Here is a 20065-nt window from a genome sequence, read left to right as displayed (position 1 = left end):
CACAAATACCGATAAAGATGACGCGATTGCATATGTCTTTTAAAAAACAATAAGTATCATCATATGAAACTTAAAACAAAACTTACGTTAGGTGTAGGTCTTTTATTTTTACTGATTGTGTTGCTTTCAGTAATAGGTTCCGTATACATCAATAAACTAAAGTCTGATACGGAAAAGATCCTCACCGCCAATTATAACAGCCTGGAATTTTCCAAAAATATGCTCCTCGCTTTAGATAATATCGATACCGACAGTGCTATTGCAGTAAAAGATTTTCAAAAATATAATAAACTCCAGGAAAAAAACCTTACTGAATTTGGAGAGAAGGAAGCAACCCAAAACCTGAACCTGCATTTCAACAGTTACCTGAAAGGGGCAACCCGTGAGAAAGAAAAGCTGATCAGGGAAGATCTTTCCAGAATTATGTCTTTAAATATGAAAGGCATAGAACGAAAAAGTGATATTGCAATCATTACTGCAGAAAATGCAACATTCTGGATTGTAAGCCTGGGAACTGTATGCTTCCTGATAGCTTTTATATTGCTTTTTAACCTGCCGCAGACAATTGCTGAACCGATTGACCAGCTGACGTTCAGTATTAGACAAATAGCCAATAAGAATTACAGTGAAAGAGTTCACTTTAAAGGAAGTGAGGAGTTTAACAGCCTTGCGGAATCTTTTAATGTGATGGCGGAAAAGCTTCAGGAATATGAAAGCAGCAGCCTTTCAAAGCAGCTGATGGAGAAAAAAAGGATCGAGACATTGGTCAATAATATGCATGATGCTGTTATTGGATTGGATGAGAACCATTTTATATACATGATCAATGATGAAGCGCTGAAAATTACGAATCTTCACAAAGAAGAAATTATCGGAAAAACAGCTCATGAGGTTGCTGTAAATAATGATCTGCTGCGTGAATTGCTGAAAAATATAGATCATCCGGTAAAAGAACCTATGAAAATTGTTCGTGATAATAAGGAAAATTACTTTGAACAGGATATTATCCCCATTAATATTACCAAAACCGGTGAGAAAGAGAAGAAATATATTGGAAAGGTGATCTTATTACGGAATATTACACCATTCAAAGAACTGGACTTTGCCAAAACCAATTTTATTGCCACTATTTCTCATGAGCTTAAAACTCCGATTTCAGCTATAAAAATGGGTGTCCAGCTACTTGGAAACCAGAAATTCGGAGCATTGAATGAGCAGCAGCAGGAATTATTGAAAAGCATTAACGAAGACGGACAGCGCCTGCTGGATATCACCGGAGAGCTTCTTAATCTTTCACAGGTAGAATCCGGAAATATCCGGTTAACAATCGAAAAATGTTCCCCTAAAGAAATCGTACAGGCTGCCGTGAAAAATGTTGAAAAACTGGCAGAACAGAAAAATATTTCCATTCAATCCGAATACGTATTGAGTGAAGAGGATTATGTGACCGCCGATTTTGATAAAACGGTCTGGGTGATGAATAACTTCCTTACCAATGCGGTAAAATATTCTTATCAGGATGAGGCAATCCATATTAAGGTGGAAAAAATGGATTCATTGATTCAGTTTAGTATTACAGATACCGGTAGCGGAATTGATGAAAAATACCATCGCCAGATTTTTGACCGCTATTTCCAGGTGCCGGGTGAACATCAGAACGGAACAGGTCTGGGATTGGCCATCTCAAAAAACTTTATTGAAAAACAAAACGGTGAGATCGGAGTAAAGAGCTCATTGAATCATGGGAGTACTTTCTATTTCAGATTGCCGGCTGCATAAAATCTTTATAGTTGTTTTTCAAGGTTAAATAAAATTTTTAAATTTGAATTAAATTCATCTAAGACGACTCCTCAGATTTAAAACTTGTTTTAATAACAAAATCACCAATTAAAAGAAGGCAGAATTGTTGAAGAAATTCAGAAGCTTTTGGATTTTGAATTGGATCAGAATGAATATATTCTTGATGATTCTCAAAAGGATTGCTGAAGCAAGAGAAGAATATAAAAGAAAGGCCTGTCTTACAGAAGATGAAGCAATCAGGATATTGAAGAATGACTAAAGAAATAAATACATGAGAAAAATTGTAGGAATATTGGTATTGCTATTTTTTATTTTATCAACCATCCATATCCCAGCCCAAACCTTTAGTTTAGAACAGTTGAAAAGTTTTAATGCTCTTAGCATGGCTGATTTTAAAAAAAGAGATGAAAAAGCTTAATTATACTTTTTATGATAAAGTAGAAAGCAGTGAATACAGCTTATACCAATATGACAGCCCGGGATACCAGTCTAAAATCGGGAAATTTGAATTTACAACAACTAAATCAGAAGATTGTATAGAATATGAGCTGCCTGGTAAAAAAAGAATATGAACAGTACCTTAAGCTTGTATTGAAGGAGGGATATAAAGAAGCAGAAAAAGGAAAGATCATTACCAAAGAACCCTATGTAGATTATTACAAAAATAAAGATCATATCAGAATGGTATTGCCTAAACAAGGCGAGACGGCGCCATATATTATCATGGTTTTCAGATAAAAGAAATGGAAAGTTAGTGCCGACTGTATAATATTTAGAAATAAAACAGGCTGTGAAAATGACTCACAGCCTGTTTTTTGTGTCACTTAATTAATCTTTCTTAAACTTCTGGGTAAATGTTTTGTCTTTGGTAAACATTTTAATGATATAATTTCCTTTAGTAAGTTCAGAAACGTTTACAGAGTTTCCTTTTGCAGTCGTAGAATTGATAATTCTTCCTGTCAGGTCATAGATTTCGGCTTTAATGATCTCTTCTTTGGATTCGATATATAAAGTATCTTTTGCCGGATTTGGATAGAGCGTAAATTGCTCAGTCTTTCTGTTGGTTTCAGAAATTGCGAGGACTTCTTTATTTTGGACACTCGTTGTGTAAGTATTGGTTATGATCGGGTGGTTATAATCAAAATAGATTTTTGCTGTATTACTGAAACTGTCACCCAGATTAAGGGTAGATTTGGTTTTTATTTTAAATGCAACATAACCGTCGTTATTGGTATCATCGAACGGAAGCTGGATATTTTCAAATATAAATTCCACCACATTAGGCTGGGTAATCTGCGTTACGAAATCATGACTGCCGTTTAATGCTACCAAAGAAGAAATATCAAATTTCGTAGTATCAATTTCATCTTTTACAACAATATTCCGGGCGTTCGCTGTTCCTGTATTTTCGAAGCGGATAAGATAATGTACATAATCTCCTACTTTTGCCTGCGTAATAGAAGCTCCTTCCAGGCAGGTTTTATCATTAGGATCGAAAGCATTAACAACCGTTTGATCCAGCGTGAATGTATTATCTGAAGGAGTTTCGTCTGTAACTCCATTGATGTGTGCTGTATACTGAAGAAGGTCACCACCATGTAAAGCAGGAGTTTGGGTAGGGGTATTAAGTCTTAAGCTAACAATGATTTCCCTGGTTTCAAAAGGCTGAAGATTGGTGAAGTTCCAATTGATAACTCCGGTAGTCTGACTATCTGGAGCAAGGGTTGAAGCCTGATAATCCATCAGCGTATCGTCATAATTAAAAAGTAAAGCTCCGGATTGGGCGGCAGTTCCTTTGTTTTTGTAGATAATTTTATATCGGGAAAGAAAGCCCGGGCTGGCAGCTGTTACAGGAATAATTACTGTTTCCAGATCGTTGTGGGTTCCGTTCGGGGTCATGCAGAAATTTTGACTGAATGGGCTTGCCTGTGTTGGAAAATCTACACTGATACTGGCAGGAGAGATATTGAAATACGCCGGGTTTTCAACAACAGGAGTAATGATACTTGTTCCATCCTGTGCTGCTATTGTATAATTTCCTGAGCTGTTGGCAATGTAGCTGCTTAAGTTTGTTCCATTGGAGATTGTAAACTGTTGGAAAGATTTGGCAGGATCGCTCGCATCGCATCCATTATTATTGACGTCATATTTTGTATTGCCCTGGATAGTATATGTAGTTCCTCCCGGGATGAAGGAGCAATAGCTGTTGACTTCCGCGTTGTTTTGTCCCTGATTAACCAGCATCGCGGAAACCTGCTGGACCTTACTGGTATCGCAGCATACATACTTCAAATTGGGAAGATAAGCGGGCGCAGCAGCATAAAAGTTCATATTGGGATTGCCGTTTTTAATATTGACATTTGTAAGAATATTTCCCTGGATATTTACATATTCCAGGTTAGGATTCTGGCTTACATCAAGACTGCTCATGAGGTTCTCACTTATACTCAGGATTTGTAGCTGTGTAATCGGAGAGGTATCTAAAGAAGTCAGTTTATTGGGCCCTATCGCCATATTAATAATACCCGGAGTTCCGGTAAAATCTACTGAAGTAACCCCATTTCCACCGAAGCTGATGCTTTGCAAATTAGGTTTATTTTGAAGATCTACAGTAGTGACTAATGGGTTGTTCAGGACCAATAAATTATTCAGATTGGTAGTGTTTTGAATATTCAGCGTGTTTAGCAATGAATTGTTATCCACGTATAAGTATTCCAGTTGCGTCCTATTCGAAAGATCTAATGAGGTCAGCTTTGTTCTTTTTATACTAAAATGTTCCAGCTGGCTTAATGGATTTAAAGTAAGTGAGGTAAGGTTGGGTTTATCAATAATAATCTTTTTCAGATTGATATTATTAGACAGGTCTAAGCTTGTAAAATTAGGATTAAGAATACCGGTGTCCCCAATTTCCAGTTCTTCCAACGCCGTAAGATGAGAAATATTTACACTTGCCAGGTGCGCGTTTGTTATAATTGTCAATTTCTTTAATGAAGGATTTTGTAAGAAATCCAGGTTATAGACAAACCCCGCATTGTGGATGAGTTGGAAATTTTCAAGCTGATTACAGCCCTGGGTATTGATCTCATGCAGGCCGCTGCTGTTGATAAATAAGCGTTTAAGATTAACCATATTGCTTACATTGAGCTCATTAAGATGGCTATTTCCCTGTACGGTAAGCTGAGCAAGATTGGTAAAACTCTGAATACCGGTCAAATCCGTAATCTGGGTCTGGTTAAATGTTAAACTGGAAATATTCAAGGCTTCACTCAGCTGGATTTCACCATCATTATTGGTGTCAACAGCAGTAGGAGCCCCGCTTAAATCATTGGCAATATGGTTCCACTGATTGGCACTGACAAGTCTCTGCTTGAAGGCAGGATCAGGGATGTTTACAATTTGCGCGTTGATCGATAAATGTGCCAGTGTAAGCACAAAAAAGTAGAATTTTTTCATAGTTTGGTGATATTAGTTTTTGTAAATTTATTAAAAATATTTATTATTATGTATTTTATTTTAAATATTTTTCGTTTCTAATTGTTTATAATTTAATAATATTCGCTTTTATCGTTGATTAACTATTATTTTTTTTCTTTTATAGTAAAGTCTTTTCATAAAAAAAACCGTGAAATTTCACGGTTTTACATTATTTTTTGGAGGGGGTTCATTATTTGATTCCGATTACTTTTTCTCAATCAGATCCAGGAATTGTTGTTCATCCAGAATTTCAATAGTTCCGATATCCTGGGCCTTTTTCAGCTTGCTACCTGCTTTTTCACCTACTACAAGATAGTTGAGGTTTTTAGATACGGCAGAAATATTTTTCCCGCCATGTTTTTCTACCATTTCCTCGGCAGCCTCTCTGGTGAACAGGGATAATTTCCCGGTGAAAAGGAAAGTCTTTCCTTCCAGTACATTAGACAATACCTCATTGGTGCTTTCTCCCTTTTCAAGCTGTACCCCATAAGATTTCAGGCGCTCAATCATCAGGATGTTTTCCGGATTACTAAAGAAGTCAACAATACTCACGGCAATTTTAGCCCCGATGTCTTCTACCTGGCAAAGCTCTTCTATAGTAGCAGCCTTTAGTTCATCAATAGTAGGGAAGTTTTTCACCAGTTTTTTGGCAACGGTTTCCCCTACATGTTTAATCCCGATTCCGTATAATACTTTTTCAAACGGAATTTCTTTGGATTTTTCTATTCCGGTGATGATGTTCTGGGCAGACTTTTCAGCCATTCTTTCCAATGGAAGAAGCTGCTCTTTTGTTAAAACATAAAAGTCGGCTGGATTTTCAATTAATCTTTCCCTGTAAAGCTGCTCGATGGTTTCGCTTCCCAGATTTTCAATATTTAAAGCCTTTCTGGAAACATAATGGATCATTCTTCCTACTACCTGTGGTGGGCAATGAAGTTCATTAGGGCAGAAGTGAATCGCCTGATCTTCAATTTTTACCAGCTCTGTACCACATTCGGGACAATGTTTAATATATTCTATTTCCTTGCTTTTTTCCGTTCTTTTTTCTGTATTGACTCCAACAATTTTAGGAATAATCTCACCGCCTTTTTCTACATATACAAAATCATGTTCGTGAAGATCCAGTTTTTTGATAATATCTTCATTGTGAAGGGAAGCCCTTTTGACAATGGTTCCGGCAAGCAAGACCGGTTTAAGATTGGCTACCGGAGTAATAGCTCCTGTTCGCCCTACCTGGTAAGAAACACTTTGAAGTTCTGTTTCTACCTTTTCTGCTTTGAATTTATAAGCCATTGCCCAACGGGGAGACTTAGCCGTATATCCAAGCTGTCTTTGCTGCTGTAAAGAATTAACTTTTAAAACAATTCCATCGATTTCAAAAGGAAGGGTATGCCGTTCCGTATCCCAGAAAGTAATAAACTCCTTCACTTCATCAAGGGTTCTGCATAACTTGGCCTGCTGGGAGGTTTTGAAGCCCCAGCTATGGGCTTTCTGAAGCAGCTCCCAGTGGGAGTCTGCCGGAGTTTCGTCAGAGATAAACTGATAGAGCACAGAAGATAAACCACGTTTTCTTACCTCAGCACTGTCCTGCATTTTTAAACTTCCGCTGGCTGTATTTCTGGGATTCATAAAAGGATCTAATCCATCCTCTTCCCGGAGTTTATTGATTTTGTCAAAATTCTTTCTGGTCAGGTAAATTTCTCCACGCATAAAAAAATGAGAAGGAAAATCACCTTTTAAAGTCAAAGGAATATCCGAAATGGTACGGACATTAGGAGTGATTTCATCTCCCTGAAAGCCGTCGCCGCGAGTAACCGCCTGCGTCAGTTTTCCGTTTTCATAAAGAATGGAAATAGAAGCTCCGTCATATTTTAGTTCAGCAACAAACTCTACCGGACCTTCAATGGTCTTGATGATTCTCTTTTCCCAGTCTTCCAGATCATCAAAATCATATGAATTATCGAGGGAATACATTCTGAATTTATGCTGAATGGTAGGGAAAACCTTTGTGATTCCACCACCCACACGCATTGTAGGGGAGTTTTCATCATAAAATTCCGGGTGCTTGGCTTCCAGGTCCTGAAGTTCCTGCAGAAGCATATCAAACTCATAATCAGAGATGGTAGGCGTATCCAGAAGATAATAGTTTTCATTGTGCTGGTGAAGCTCTTTACGAAGCTGTTCTATCTTTTGTTGAATGTTTTCAGACATTGCTTTTCTATCTTTTTGAGCAAAAATAATTAAAGTAATATAAAGTCGACATGAAAATTTTAAAACACTAAGAATATCCAAGGAATTACCATGGATATTTCCCGAGTATTTTCGCTGGTACGGCCATTTCATTCAGCAGGGTACAATATCACCTCTTAGCTGAGTATTAACGCCTTTTTGACCGTATAAATTTTACAGACTTTAAAAGATTTACGGATCTGCGTGAATAATTTCATTTAAAAAATAACACAATTAAATAGCCCAGGAAAATTAACAATACGTAATACACCTCAACGAACTGGTTGTCTATGGAATAAACAGCAGGTTAAGAATAAATTAACATGATGTTTCAATTTAATTAAAAAAATGTTAAAACTCCCTTAAACAAACAGCTCTCAAAGTCCAAATACCTTTGCACATCTAATTTGAGGAAATGAAAAAAGTAAAGATTGTATTGGGATTATTGTTTTTAGGGCTTGGAACAATGGCTTATGCACAGACTACACAGGCTTCTATTGTAGGAAAAGTTACCGGGCCTGGAAGTACAGCCCAGGAAAAAGTGAAAGTAACCATTGTAAATGAATCTACCGGGTTCAGAACTGAAACGGAGACCAACTCCAAAGGTGAATATATCTTTAAAGAAATCCCTCTGGGTGGTCCTTATACGGTGATTGTAAATGATGATAAAAAAGAAGGCTACAATGTCAACTTTGGTGATCAGGTTACCGTAAACATGGATTTGGGTGGTGAAAAGCATATTGAAGAAGTAAAAATTACCGGAAACCTTAAAAATAAAATCGGAAACTTAGGAGCAGCTACAGCTATTTCAGCCAAGAATATCAGTATGCTTCCTGTAAACGGGAGAAACTTTACCAATCTTACGGAATTATCTCCTTTGAGCGGAAAAGGAGGAAACCTGTCCGGGCAGCTGGGATCTTCTACCAACTTCACCATTGACGGGATGACAGCAAAAAACCCAACTTCTGCAGGATCTACTACCAGCCGAAGCGGGGCGCCTTTTTCAATCTCCATTGAAGCGGTACGTGAATTCAAGATTACTACCAACCAATATGATGTTACGCTCGGAAGAAGTGGCGGTGGAACGGTAAGTGCTGTTACCAAATCGGGAACAAACAAATTTTCAGGAAGTGCCTGGGAATACTTAAGAACCAACTGGCTTTCCAGCCCGTATGATATCAGGGGAAACAAGAGGCAGAATGACTTCTCTACTTCCCAGTTTGGTTTTTCATTGGGTGGTCCGATCATTAAAAATAAATTGCATTTCTTCGTAGCATGGGATCATCAGCTGGATTCAAGACCATTGATCATTGCAGACATCAGATCTCAGGAGGATGAGAAAAGATTCAATATAACCAATGAAACCCTTAATAAGTTTCTGGATATTGCCCGGTCAAAATATGGAGTAGGCAATAGCCCGCAGTTCGGAAGTTTCGATAAGGTAAGAAATTCAGATGCTGCCTTTTTACGTTTAGACTGGCAGATCAATGAAAAGCACTTACTGACGTTAAGAAACAATTTCACCTCCGATCTTAATAAAAATGGACTTGGAGATAATACCAATATCAATTTCTTTGAATCTTACGGAAATGATAAAAACCTTGATAACAGTTTATTACTGACTTTAAGATCCAATCTGAAGCCTAATTTAACCAATGAACTGAAAGCCCAGTATTTATATACTTTCCAGGATAGTTATCAAAATAATGAACTGGGTAAGCCTGTACCTAGGGCTATTGTTGAAAATATTGTTACTCCCGGAATAGGGGCAACCAATATCCAGATCGGTGGACATCGTTTCGCACAGGAAAGTTTTAGAAATAATGTATTCCAGATTGTAGACAATTTATACTACAACACAGATAAAGTAAAATACACTTTCGGTGCAGATTTAATGTACACTACTTCAAAATCGGTGTACGGAAGTGAGGTGAACGGAAAATTCTATTTCAGGGAAGATCCGAAAAAATATGACAGTAACCTTTATAACTTCGATCATCTTGCCCCTTACAGGTTTTACAGGGAAGTGCCTTTAGTAGATGATCCGTCGGTAAGGTCCAATATCTGGAATATCGGTGTTTACGGGCAGTTCCAGACTAAAGTTGCCAAAGGACTTGATTTAATGGCAGGTTTACGATTAGATTACGGAGGGTATCCGAAAGCGGAATTCAATCAAAAGTTGTATGATGAAATGGGAATCAGAACGGATAACAAGATCAAATCATTTGTGATCCAGCCAAGATTCCAGTTTGACTGGAATATTAATGAGCAGAATAAAGATTTCTTAAAGTTCGGAGCAGGGATCTTCTCTTCAGATATCAACAATTATATGATCATCAATAACCTTGTATTCGACGGGAAACACCTGGCTACTGTAGATGTGACCGGTACAGATGTTCCGGTTCCCGATTTCAACAGTTATAGGAATGATTATAATACGGTTCCTGCACTTTCCCAGAAACAGATTCCTACAATCAATTATACAGGAAAAGATGCTAAAATTCCAATCGTCTACAAAGCGAACATTTCCTATACCCACTTCTTTAATGAAAGATTCAGGGCAGGATTGGCAGCCTATATGGCTTTAGGAAGAAACAACTACTATTACTACGACAGAAATATGTATGCTAATCCGGTGTTTACATTGGATAATGAAGGTGGAAGAGGGGTATTCGTTCCGACTTCAGCAATAGACGGGGCAAAAGTAGACTGGAAAGAAGGAAGAATCAATAAGAATTTCGGAAGGGTATTGGAGTTGGTAAGTGATGGTAAAGTAAATCAGTTCTCGTTTGTAGTGGATACCAGCTATCGTTACTGGAAAGACGGTGAGATCACGGCAAGTTATACATGGTCGGACATCAAAGACAATACTTCATACAACGGAAACGTAGCTAATTCCGCAACCCTCTCCACGATGATCCAAAGTGATCCGAGAAACCTAAGAATGACGTATTCTGATAACCAGTTCCGAAATAAAGTGGTCATTTATGGTAACTCGCCAACGATCGCAGGATTTACACTTGGAATAAGATATTCAGGAATCGGAGGAACACGTTTTTCAGTAACTGCGGGAGGAAATATCAATGGTGATTTTGTTGATTCAAATGATCTGGCTTATATCTTCCCTAATCTTACCCAGCCGCTTTTAAATGATCCGGAAGTAGGCAAAGCCCTGAAAAACTATATTACTGATTATAACAATCAAATTGCAGAGCGTAATGGGGGTAAGAACGGATTCTATGGAGTTTGGGACGTACGTATTGCCAAGAAAATAAAGTTTGATAAAGTAGGCGCTTTTGAGCTTTCAGTAGATATTTTCAACGTGGCCAACTTGCTGAATAAAGAATGGGGAGTTAATAAGTCTTACGGAAATATGTCCCTGTACAGAATCACAGGGTTTAACCAGGCGACCAGACAGTTTGAATATGAAAAGAATACAAGCGGCTTAGCACCTTTATCAGGAAATCCATACCAGGTCCAGATCGGGGCAAAGTATACTTTTTAATAGTATTATCTGAACCGCAAAGGCACAAAGTTATGATACCAAAATTAACGAGTCCGGATATAGAATTTGTAGGGCCAGATCAGGAATCTCTTGATTAATTCAATAGAAACTTCCAGCCTCCAGGTTAGATTCATTATTCTGAGCTCAGGTTATAAAAATTAAACTTTTGTGTCTTTTGGGGTTAAAAACTTTTTAAAATTAATTACCTTTATCAAAAAGTCTTAGGACTTTGTTTTAATTATTAATTTGTATTATGAAAAATTTTATCTTAGGTTTAGCAGTTGTAAGTACAGTTTTAATGAAAGCACAAACCCAGATTATCGCCCACAGAGGATATTTCCAGGCGCAGCCTCCTACAACGGAAAACTCAATCAAGTCTTTGGAAAATGCTCAGAAGCTGAAAGTCTACGGATCAGAGTTTGATGTGAGAATGACAAAAGACGGGATATTGGTGATCAATCATGATGAACATCATGGGAATATGGAAATCTCTGAAACTTCTTTCAAGGAATTAGAAGCACTGAAATTATCAAACGGAGAAAAGTTTCCTACTTTAAAAGAGTATTTGAAACAAGGAAAGAAAGATTCATCCGTAAAATTAATTGTTGAGATCAAACCGGCTAAAACCCCGGAACTGGAAAATGAAATCACCCACAAAACCATAAAAATGATTAAGGATATGAAGCTGGAATCTCAAAGTGAGTTTATTTCTTTCAGCTTAAATATCTGCAAAGAGATTAAGAAAGTTGCGCCAACATTTAAGGTACAATACCTGAATGGAGAATTATCTCCGGAGCAGATCAAAAAAGAAGGGTTAGACGGAATGGATTATCACTACAGTGTTTTCCAGAAAAATCCTACCTGGATTTCTGAGGCTAAAACATTAGGACTTATCACAAATTCATGGACGGTAAATGATGTTGCGGTATACGATGAGCTGAAAAAACAGGGAATAGGATTTGTAACCACCAATATCCCTGAACAGCTGAAAAATAAGTAGAAATACGTAAATAAAACCAATAATTTTCCAGAGTCCGTCCTTCCAGGGGCGGGCTTTTTTTGTAAAGGCCAACAAACTTACCAGGATCATAATTCTAAACCATTAATTGTTGTAACTTTATGAATAGCTAAATTCTGTGTTTTAAAAAAAGATTGGTAATCACTTAAATGATAATGATATGGCAGCAAAATTCAAAATAGGAGATAAAGTAAGCTGGAACTCAGAAGCGGGAAAAGTATCCGGAACCATAATCAAAATTCATACTAAAAATTTTGATTATAAAGGATATACGCACCATGCAACTGAAAGTGATCCGCAATATGAAATCAAAAGTGATAAAACGGATCATATTGCCGCTCATAAAGGATCTGCTCTTACCAGAATCAGCTAGGTATTTTTACTTATATTTCAATTATTATCTCAGAGCAAGACAATAAAGATACACTAATAAACAAACATTAGAAATAGTGTTAAAAATTATTAATTCCTTAAGTGTTTGTTAATCAGTGTAATGACTAATATTGTTAAAGAATATTTAATATACTATTCAATAAACATTTAATAAACGTTAAAATGTTGTTAAAACCATACTCATAATGTCGTTTTAATTTTGCGCAAACAAAAAGGATATGCGTAAAGAGACACAAAAGTTGTTGGTTTTGTCGCTGTTAGGATTAATCAGCGTCAACCTGACAGCTCAGCAAAAAGCTAAAAAAGACACTATTAAAGGACTTGATGAGGTAGTGGTAACTGCTTTGGGAATCAAAAGGCAAGACAAGTCTTTAGGGTATTCTACCCAAACGATCAAATCAGGTGAGATTTTGCAGACTCAGAATAACAACTGGGCACAAGCGCTGGAAGGTAAAGTTGCCGGCTTGAAAATCCAGACCGCGGGGGCAGGACCTCTTGGTACGAGCAGGATTACCCTTCGTGGAGATATTTCTATGAATATGGGGAATAATGGTGCACTGATTGTGGTGGATGGCGTTCCTTTGAGTGATAAGAAAACCGGAACCGGGACCAGTGCTTACGGAGCGGGCTCCGGAGGAGATTTACCTATTGATTACGGGGATAGTTTCAACAGTATCAATCCTGAGGATATTGAAAGCGTATCCATCCTTAAGGGGCCTTCTGCGTCTGCATTATATGGTTCCCGGGGCTCCAGAGGAGCTATTATGATTACTACGAAATCAGGAAAAACCAAAAAAGGAAAAATTCAGATTACCTTAAATTCCTATTCGAGCTATGATACCGTATTGAAATGGCCGGATTATCAGTATGAATACGGACAAGGTACCCAGCAGAAAGATAAAAACGGGAATTATTACTATTCCTATGGAGCTTCCCCGGATGGCGTTAATACAGGTTCTACCAGTAGCGCTTTCGGGCCCAAATTTGACGGACAGTATTATTTCCAGTACGATCCTGCCATAGAAGGGCAGAGCCTGACAAGGCAGCTCTGGAAACCTTATAAAAATAACATCAAGGATTTCTGGCGGACAGGAGCCACCTATTCAAACAGTTTATCCGTAGACCATTCTAATGAAAACACATCATTCAGAACATCCCTTTCCTATTTGAAAAACGAATGGATGATGCCTAATACAGGGTTTAACAGACTAAATGCATCGGTATCATTAGATCACAAGCTGAGCAGTAAATTAAAAATCGGAACTAAGGTCAACTTCAGCCAGACAACAAGTGATAACCTCCCTGCAACGGGTTACAATAACCAGTCTATCTCGTATTTCATGATCTTCCAAAACCCGAATGTGGACCTTGAATGGTATAAGCCAATCTGGAAAAAAGGCCAGGAACAGGTAGATCAGATCCACCCTTTCAGTTCTTATATTGATAACCCTTACCTGATTGCTTATGAAAATTTAAATTCTACCAATAAAAAAAATCCTTACCGGAAATATCAATATCAGTTACCAGCTGGCAAAAAAACTTTGATGTTTATTACAAATCCGGATTGGAGTGGAGTAATGAGGTACGTACTCAAAGAAGACCCTGGAGCTCGGCCAATTATCTGAAAGGCTACTACAGGGAGCAATATATCAGATATATGGATCTCAACAATGATATCTTATTTACTTACAAGAACAGGTTCGGGGACTTTGGAGTAACAGCTTCAGCCGGAGGAAGTATCAGATATTACGAATCTACAATCAGTGATTACAGGGCTATCGGGCTTAATAAGGCGGGACTTTACCAGCTTTCCAATGCGGCATCTTTAGATAACAGGCTTCCGAAACCTAACGATACTCAGGTAAACAGTATGTATGCCCTGGCCAATTTCAGTTATAAAGATATGGTATTTGTAGATGTAACGGCAAGAAATGACTGGAGCAGTACGCTTCCGAGACATAACCGGTCATATTTCTATCCATCCGTTTCATCATCCTTTATTTTATCTGATATTTTTAAAATAAAATCCAATGATTTAAACTTCTGGAAGTTAAGACTATCATGGTCGAAAGTAGGAAATGATACTTATAATTATATGCTTGACAAGTATTATGAAAACAGCGTGTTTTCAGGATCTGTAGAGTCTCCGTTACTATATCCTAATCCGGATCTCAAACCTGAAATGATTACCAATATCGAAGGAGGAATGGATTTTACGATGTTAAAAAACAGGCTGACCTTCAACTTTACGGCATATCAGATCAATTCTAAAAACCAGTCTATTGTAATTCCTGTGCTGTATGAAACGGGATATAATAAAAGAATCATCAATTCCGGGGAGCTAAGAAACAGAGGAATTGAATTGACGTTGAGTGCTTATCCGGTCAAGAACAAAAGTTTCTCATGGAACATCAATGCCAACTGGTCTATGAACAGGAATAAAATTCTTTCTCTTCCGGATGAATTCCAGGGGCAGCCTTATACAATGGCCAGCGTTGGGGGAGTGGTGTATTATAATGCAGTGGTAGGAGGTTCCCTGGGGGATATGTATGGTTACGGGTTGATGTATTCACCTGATGGGCAGGTGATTTATGGAACCGATGGTCTGACGGCCAAACCTACGGAAGTTAAAAAAATAGGAAATGCCTATCCGAAATGGAGAGCGGGGCTTCAGAACGAATTCAGATATAAAAATTTCACAGTTAGCTTCTCATTTGACGGACAGTACAAAGGGATGGCATATTCGCAGTCTCATCACAAGATGTCTGAACAAGGAAAGCTCACTCATACCCTTGCAGGAAGAGATAATCCGGGCGGGCTGATAGTGGGGCAGGGAGTTGTTCAAAATCCTGACGGTACTTTTTCGCCGAATACAAAAGGAATTCCTGTTTCTACCTATTACGGTGATTATTACAGACGGGCCAATGTGGAAACCAATTCATTTGACACATCATTCATTAAGTTAAGAGACGCGAGAATCTCTTACTCTTTCCCGAAATCAGTAACGGAATCTTTAAAGGTGACGGATATTAACCTGGCTTTATTCGGAAGAAATCTTTGGATGTGGACCAAGTTCCCGCTATTTGATCCGGAAGCAGCTACCCTTGATGATTCTACGATTACCCCGGGTGTTGAAATGGGACAGTTACCCACTGCCAGAACAGTCGGGATTCAGTTAAATGTTAAATTCTAAAATCAGAAAAAATGAAAAAATTAATCTATATATGTTCATTCCTGGCTCTGGTGAGTACTGCTGTTTCATGCGACAGAAGCCTTGAAGAAATCAATAAAGATACAAGCCGTATCAATGAACCTGTTGCCAGCTCTTTACTGATCCCGATACAGTATAATATGGCTTCGGTAGGGTATAACAGAGCGAATGACTTTACTTTTGATATCATGCAGGTTTCTTTGGACTTCCCTAACGAAGGGAATTCATTGAGCCGATATTATATTACAGAAAATACCGGAACCGGTTTCTGGAATAATTCTTACCGGTGGCTAAAGCAGGTTGATGACCTTAAAAAAGCAGCAATTTCTGAAGGTGACAAAAACTATCAGGCAATTTCAATGGTGCTGAATGCATGGATTTATTCCAATCTTACCGATACATACGGAGATGTTCCCTATTCTGAGGCTTCACAGCTGGATAACGGGATTTTACAACCTAAATTTGACAAACAAAAAGATATTTATATAGGTCTGCTGGATGATTTAAAAGCTGCAAACGCCCTTTTTGTTACCAATAAAACCCTTTCCGGAGGCGACCTGTTTTATAAGGCTGATACGGATGCTAACGGAATTACCAATTGGAAAAAGTTTTGTAATTCTCTTTCTTTGAGGCTCTTAACAAGGATTTTAAACAGGGATGGAGAAGTAAACGTTAAGGAAAGGATTCAGGAGATTGTAAATAATCCCATCGTTTATCCCATATTTCAAAGCAATGCAGATGGGACCAAGCTGGATATTTCAGGTGTTTCGCCCTTGATGCCACCTATTGCAAGACCACAGGATTTTACCACCGGAAGAGCGGCTTCAGACTTCTTTTTACAAGCTTTAAAAGCCAATAATGATCCGCGTATACCCATGTTTTTCTCACAGGCGAGAGACCTTAATAATGTTAATATAGGATATATGGGTGCGCCATCTGGCTATCCTTTCGGAACAGTGTTTAATTACCAGCCTTCAAATCTTAATCAAAACCTGGCCAAGGCACCACTGAAAATCTTTATTTACCCTTATGCTGAACTTCAGTTTACCCTGGCAGAGCTGGCCCTGAAAGGAATTATTACCGGAAATGCAAAGACTTTCTATGAAAATGGAGTGAAGGCTGCTGTTGAACAATGGGGAGCAGTAGTTCCTGCGAATTATTTTGATAATCAGAATGTGGCTTACCAACCGGATATGAAAAGGATTATGTTGCAGAAGTATATTTCCCTTTTCTTCGTAGATCAGCAGCAATGGTTTGAAAAAAGAAGAACGGGCTTTCCGGAACTTCCAAACAACGGAGGATTGCTTAATAACGGAAATCTTCCTCAAAGGCTAATGTATCCGCCTAATCCTAAAGTATTGAATACGGCCAACTATCAGGCAGCAGTTCAGCAGATGGGTGGAGACAATATCAATGTTAAAATGTGGTGGAATAAATAAGAATAAAATAAAAAGATAAAAAATGAGTACAACTATAAAATTTTTGATGCCATGTATGCTGTTATCTGCGATGGCATTCTCCCAGGCTTCCGTTTCCGGATATGTATATGAAGACAGTAACAAAAACCAAAAAAAAGAAAACCGCGAAAAAGGAATTGAAGGAGTTGCAGTCTCTAATGGAGTTCAGGTTGTTTTAACGGATAAAAACGGAAGATATAGTCTTCCTGTTCAGGAAGATCAGACTATTTTTGTGATTAAGCCTTCTGGGTACCAAACCGCTTTAAACGGTAATAATCTGCCTCAGTTTTATTATCATCACAAACCAAAGGGGTCGCCGGCAGATTTCAAATACAAAGGAACAGCCCCGACAGGAGAACTTCCTAAAGAAGTGAATTTCCCACTGTATAAACAAAATGAAAATAAAAACTTTGACATCCTCGTCTTTGGAGATCCACAGCCTTATACTGAAAAAGAACTGGATTACTTCAAAAGAGGAATTGTGAATGAGGTTAAAAATACGAAGAAAAATGCAGTGTTGGGGATCAGTTTGGGAGACCTGGTAGGAGATAACCTGAGCTTACAGAAACCTTATGCTGATATAATGAAAGAAATAGGGCTACCTTGGTATAATGTAATGGGAAACCATGATATGAACTACGATGCGAAAGAGGATCATCTTTCGGATGAAACCTTTGAGTCGAATTTCGGTCCTGCCAATTATTCTTTCAATTATGGAAATGTCCACTTTATTATTTTAGACGATATTTTATATCCGGATCCGAGAGATGGTAAAGGGTATTGGGGAGGATTCCGTGAAGATCAGCTTCAGTTTATTGAAAATGATCTGAAACTGGTAGACAAAAATAAGCTGATTGTTGTCTCCTTTCATATTCCTTTGGAACATAAAAATGAGGATAACTTCCGCAATGCAGACCGCCAGAAATTATTCGATTTCCTGAGCCCTTTTCAGAATGTATTGGTATTGTCTGCCCATACCCATATTCAGCAACAGATTTTTTATGGTAAAAAAGAAGGCTGGCAAGGGATGAAAGAGCTGCATGAGTATAATGTGGGAACTACATGTGGAGACTGGTATTCGGGAACACCTGATGAAGCGGGACTTCCTACTTCAACAATGAGAGACGGAACAGCCAAAGGATATTCTTTTATCAGCTTTACAGATAACCAGTATAAAGTAAAGTATAAAACAGCCGGGAAACCTGAAGATTATCAAATCAAACTATATATCCCGAAAGTAATTCCTTTTCCATCAAAAACATCAGCAAAAATATTGGCTAATTTCTTCATGGGAAGCAAAAAAGATAAAGTAGAATACAGAATAGATAATGGAAAATGGGAGGAAATGGAATACGACGAGACCATAGATCCGAATTTTGCACTTTCTGTTTTCAAATGGGATACTACAGAGAATATTTTAGCAGGCAGAAGACCTTCCAACCCTGAAATGTCAAAACATATCTGGGAAGCAGGCTTTCCGAAAAAACTTGCTTTGGGAAAACATACAATAGACGTGAGAGCCACTGATATGTATGGAAATCAATATTCCGCTTCAGAAGAATTTGATGTTCAGAATTCTATTCAGATTCCTTAAGCTTTTTAATTTTTTACTATACTTTTTTTAGATTTTGAAGCCGGTTCAGTGGGAACCGGCTTTTCTATTCCGTCAAATTTAATAAAAATTAGTATGAGCAGATGAAGGTAAAAAATTATTAAAATTGATATTCTGCTGCTCTGTACAAATGTTCTTTTGTAACTTTGTACCACGAAAAGTATTACTACTATGAATATAAACGGAAAAAATGCCATCGTAACAGGTGGTGGACGAGGATTAGGTAAAGCGGTTGCTTTAGCTTTGGCCAATGAAGGAGTGAATGTAGCGATCACGGGAAGAAACGAGGAAAACCTTAAAAATACAGTTGATGAAATCCAGAAATTGGGCGTCAATGCTGCATATGCGGTTTTCAATATTGATAATGAAGCTGCTGTAAAGGCAGGTATTAACACCTTGGCTGAAATGCTTGGCGGAGTAGATATCCTAATCAATAATGCAGGGATCGGAGATTTCGGAACATTAGAAGAAATGCCCTCTGAAACCTGGGAACAGGTGATCAAAACTAATTTGTTCGGAGTGTATTATGCAGCAAAGGCGGTATATCCATTCATGAAGGCAAAAGGAGAAGGAGATATTGTAAATGTAGCATCTACTGCAGGATTGAAAGGAGGGCCTAATATGTCAGCGTATGCAGCATCTAAGGCAGCTGTAATTTCTTTATCACAATCGATGATGGCGGAATGGAGAAAACAAAATATCCGTGTCATTACCTTGACACCAAGTACGATTGCTTCCGATATGAGTATCCAGGGAGGTCTTACAGATGGAAATCCTGATAAAGTATTACAACCTGAAGACTTTGCAGAATGGGTGAGGGATATTTTGAAAATGAACAGGAGAGCGCTGATCGCTAATGGGTCTATTTTCTCTACTAATCCATAATTTCAAATTTAAGTTTAAAATTGGTAAAAAATTGACAAGCCATTAAACAGATAATTCAGAGGAAGCGGGCTTTAGCCCGCTTTATTTATGGGTTTTAGCTAAAAAGCATCATCTGTAGCTAACAATTCAACCAAAAGCCACAAAAGTTTTTAACACTTTAATTCTTTAAGCTAAAAGCATTGCGTTAAGAAGTGCACAAAAGTTTAAAAATCAAAGACTTTTATAATCCGTTATCTGCTATCTATAAACAAAAAAATACCCTCAAACATCTGTGGAAATCTGTGTCATCTGTGGTTAACAATTCAACCACAAAAGTTTTTACCGCGTTAGTTCTTTAAGCTAAAAGCATTACGTTTAAGAAGAGCACAAAAGTTTAAAAATCAAAGATTTTTATAATCCGTTATCTGCTATCTATAAACAGAAAAATATCCTCAAACATCTGTGAAAATCTGTGTCATCTGTGGTTAAAAAAAAATGAACA

General features: G+C 37.8%; 14 protein-coding genes. 12 read left to right on the top strand and 2 right to left on the bottom strand.

Translation table 11 applies throughout. From position 1 onward, the window contains the following. Positions 1-63 precede the first annotated feature (63 nt). The 4 genes from HX13_RS20495 to HX13_RS20485 all read left to right on the top strand — a co-directional run bounded on the left by HX13_RS20495 (position 64) and on the right by HX13_RS20485 (position 2538). Positions 64-1779 (top strand): ATP-binding protein, encoded by a 1716-nt coding sequence (locus HX13_RS20495; RefSeq protein ID WP_050022591.1) that lies wholly within the window; start codon positions 64-66, stop codon positions 1777-1779. Between the two features lie 292 nt (positions 1780-2071). After that, complete coding sequence (locus tag HX13_RS22670; RefSeq protein ID WP_157837478.1) at positions 2072-2218, top strand: hypothetical protein; 147 nt, start codon at positions 2072-2074, stop codon at positions 2216-2218. Next, positions 2205-2372 carry a hypothetical protein gene (locus tag HX13_RS22665; RefSeq protein ID WP_157837477.1) on the top strand — a complete coding sequence of 56 codons (168 nt, stop codon included), beginning with the start codon at positions 2205-2207 and terminating at the stop codon, positions 2370-2372. The genes HX13_RS22670 and HX13_RS22665 overlap by 14 nt, the downstream gene beginning before the upstream one ends. Beyond that, complete coding sequence (locus HX13_RS20485) at positions 2344-2538, top strand: hypothetical protein (protein WP_050022589.1); 195 nt, start codon at positions 2344-2346, stop codon at positions 2536-2538. The genes HX13_RS22665 and HX13_RS20485 overlap by 29 nt, the downstream gene beginning before the upstream one ends. A gap of 90 nt (positions 2539-2628) precedes the next feature. On the opposite strand, the gene HX13_RS20480 is transcribed toward HX13_RS20485, so the two are convergent. Both HX13_RS20480 and ligA read right to left on the bottom strand, forming a co-directional pair. Next, a complete protein-coding gene (locus HX13_RS20480) occupies positions 2629-5253 on the bottom strand; it encodes a T9SS type A sorting domain-containing protein (protein WP_050022588.1) in 2625 nt (874 codons plus the stop codon). Between the two features lie 225 nt (positions 5254-5478). After that, positions 5479-7485, bottom strand: a complete 2007-nt coding sequence (gene ligA / locus HX13_RS20475) for an NAD-dependent DNA ligase LigA (protein ID WP_050022587.1) — start codon at positions 7483-7485, stop codon at positions 5479-5481. 433 nt (positions 7486-7918) lie between these two features. Between ligA and HX13_RS20470 the strand changes: the two genes are divergently transcribed. From HX13_RS20470 to HX13_RS20435, 8 genes are all read left to right on the top strand, one after another. Next, positions 7919-11008, top strand: coding sequence for a TonB-dependent receptor (locus tag HX13_RS20470; RefSeq protein WP_050022586.1), 3090 nt, complete (start codon positions 7919-7921; stop codon positions 11006-11008). Positions 11009-11261: 253 nt separating this feature from the next. Then, the gene (locus HX13_RS20465; RefSeq protein WP_050022585.1) at positions 11262-12008 is read left to right on the top strand and encodes a glycerophosphodiester phosphodiesterase family protein; all 747 of its coding nucleotides are present in this window, start codon (positions 11262-11264) and stop codon (positions 12006-12008) included. A gap of 178 nt (positions 12009-12186) precedes the next feature. Continuing rightward, positions 12187-12399, top strand: a complete 213-nt coding sequence (locus tag HX13_RS20460) for a DUF2945 domain-containing protein (protein ID WP_050022584.1) — start codon at positions 12187-12189, stop codon at positions 12397-12399. A gap of 238 nt (positions 12400-12637) precedes the next feature. Further along, positions 12638-14044 carry a TonB-dependent receptor plug domain-containing protein gene (locus HX13_RS25085; protein WP_238555571.1) on the top strand — a complete coding sequence of 469 codons (1407 nt, stop codon included), beginning with the start codon at positions 12638-12640 and terminating at the stop codon, positions 14042-14044. Beyond that, positions 13984-15612 carry a TonB-dependent receptor domain-containing protein gene (locus tag HX13_RS25080; RefSeq protein WP_238555570.1) on the top strand — a complete coding sequence of 543 codons (1629 nt, stop codon included), beginning with the start codon at positions 13984-13986 and terminating at the stop codon, positions 15610-15612. Before HX13_RS25085 ends, HX13_RS25080 begins: the two co-directional genes overlap by 61 nt. Before the next feature lie 11 nt (positions 15613-15623). After that, a complete protein-coding gene (locus tag HX13_RS20450) occupies positions 15624-17069 on the top strand; it encodes a SusD/RagB family nutrient-binding outer membrane lipoprotein (RefSeq protein ID WP_050022583.1) in 1446 nt (481 codons plus the stop codon). 46 nt (positions 17070-17115) lie between these two features. After that, positions 17116-18681: a calcineurin-like phosphoesterase C-terminal domain-containing protein gene (locus HX13_RS20445; RefSeq protein ID WP_128572539.1), complete on the top strand. Its 1566-nt coding sequence runs from the start codon at positions 17116-17118 to the stop codon at positions 18679-18681. Positions 18682-18870: 189 nt separating this feature from the next. Continuing rightward, positions 18871-19584, top strand: coding sequence for a 3-ketoacyl-ACP reductase (locus HX13_RS20435; protein WP_050022581.1), 714 nt, complete (start codon positions 18871-18873; stop codon positions 19582-19584). The last annotated feature ends 481 nt before the right edge of the window (positions 19585-20065 follow it).

Origin of the sequence: Chryseobacterium sp. P1-3, assembly GCF_000738495.1 — a bacterium.
Lineage (GTDB): Bacteria > Bacteroidota > Bacteroidia > Flavobacteriales > Weeksellaceae > Chryseobacterium > Chryseobacterium gallinarum.
The sequence above is the reverse complement of the archived record's forward strand: the minus strand, read 5'-3'. Positions and strand labels throughout refer to the sequence as shown.

What these genes read in the sequence shown, in the direction of transcription:
- HX13_RS20495 (WP_050022591.1), top strand. Translation starts at nt 64, where the DNA reads ATGAAACTTAAAACAAAACTTACGTTAGGTGTAGGTCTTTTATTTTTA.
- HX13_RS22670 (WP_157837478.1), top strand. Translation starts at nt 2,072, where the DNA reads ATGAGAAAAATTGTAGGAATATTGGTATTGCTATTTTTTATTTTATCA.
- HX13_RS22665 (WP_157837477.1), top strand. Translation starts at nt 2,205, where the DNA reads ATGAAAAAGCTTAATTATACTTTTTATGATAAAGTAGAAAGCAGTGAA.
- HX13_RS20485 (WP_050022589.1), top strand. Translation starts at nt 2,344, where the DNA reads ATGAGCTGCCTGGTAAAAAAAGAATATGAACAGTACCTTAAGCTTGTA.
- HX13_RS20480 (WP_050022588.1), bottom strand. Translation starts at nt 5,253, where the DNA reads ATGAAAAAATTCTACTTTTTTGTGCTTACACTGGCACATTTATCGATC.
- ligA (WP_050022587.1), bottom strand. Translation starts at nt 7,485, where the DNA reads ATGTCTGAAAACATTCAACAAAAGATAGAACAGCTTCGTAAAGAGCTT.
- HX13_RS20470 (WP_050022586.1), top strand. Translation starts at nt 7,919, where the DNA reads ATGAAAAAAGTAAAGATTGTATTGGGATTATTGTTTTTAGGGCTTGGA.
- HX13_RS20465 (WP_050022585.1), top strand. Translation starts at nt 11,262, where the DNA reads ATGAAAAATTTTATCTTAGGTTTAGCAGTTGTAAGTACAGTTTTAATG.
- HX13_RS20460 (WP_050022584.1), top strand. Translation starts at nt 12,187, where the DNA reads ATGGCAGCAAAATTCAAAATAGGAGATAAAGTAAGCTGGAACTCAGAA.
- HX13_RS25085 (WP_238555571.1), top strand. Translation starts at nt 12,638, where the DNA reads ATGCGTAAAGAGACACAAAAGTTGTTGGTTTTGTCGCTGTTAGGATTA.
- HX13_RS20450 (WP_050022583.1), top strand. Translation starts at nt 15,624, where the DNA reads ATGAAAAAATTAATCTATATATGTTCATTCCTGGCTCTGGTGAGTACT.
- HX13_RS20445 (WP_128572539.1), top strand. Translation starts at nt 17,116, where the DNA reads ATGCCATGTATGCTGTTATCTGCGATGGCATTCTCCCAGGCTTCCGTT.
- HX13_RS20435 (WP_050022581.1), top strand. Translation starts at nt 18,871, where the DNA reads ATGAATATAAACGGAAAAAATGCCATCGTAACAGGTGGTGGACGAGGA.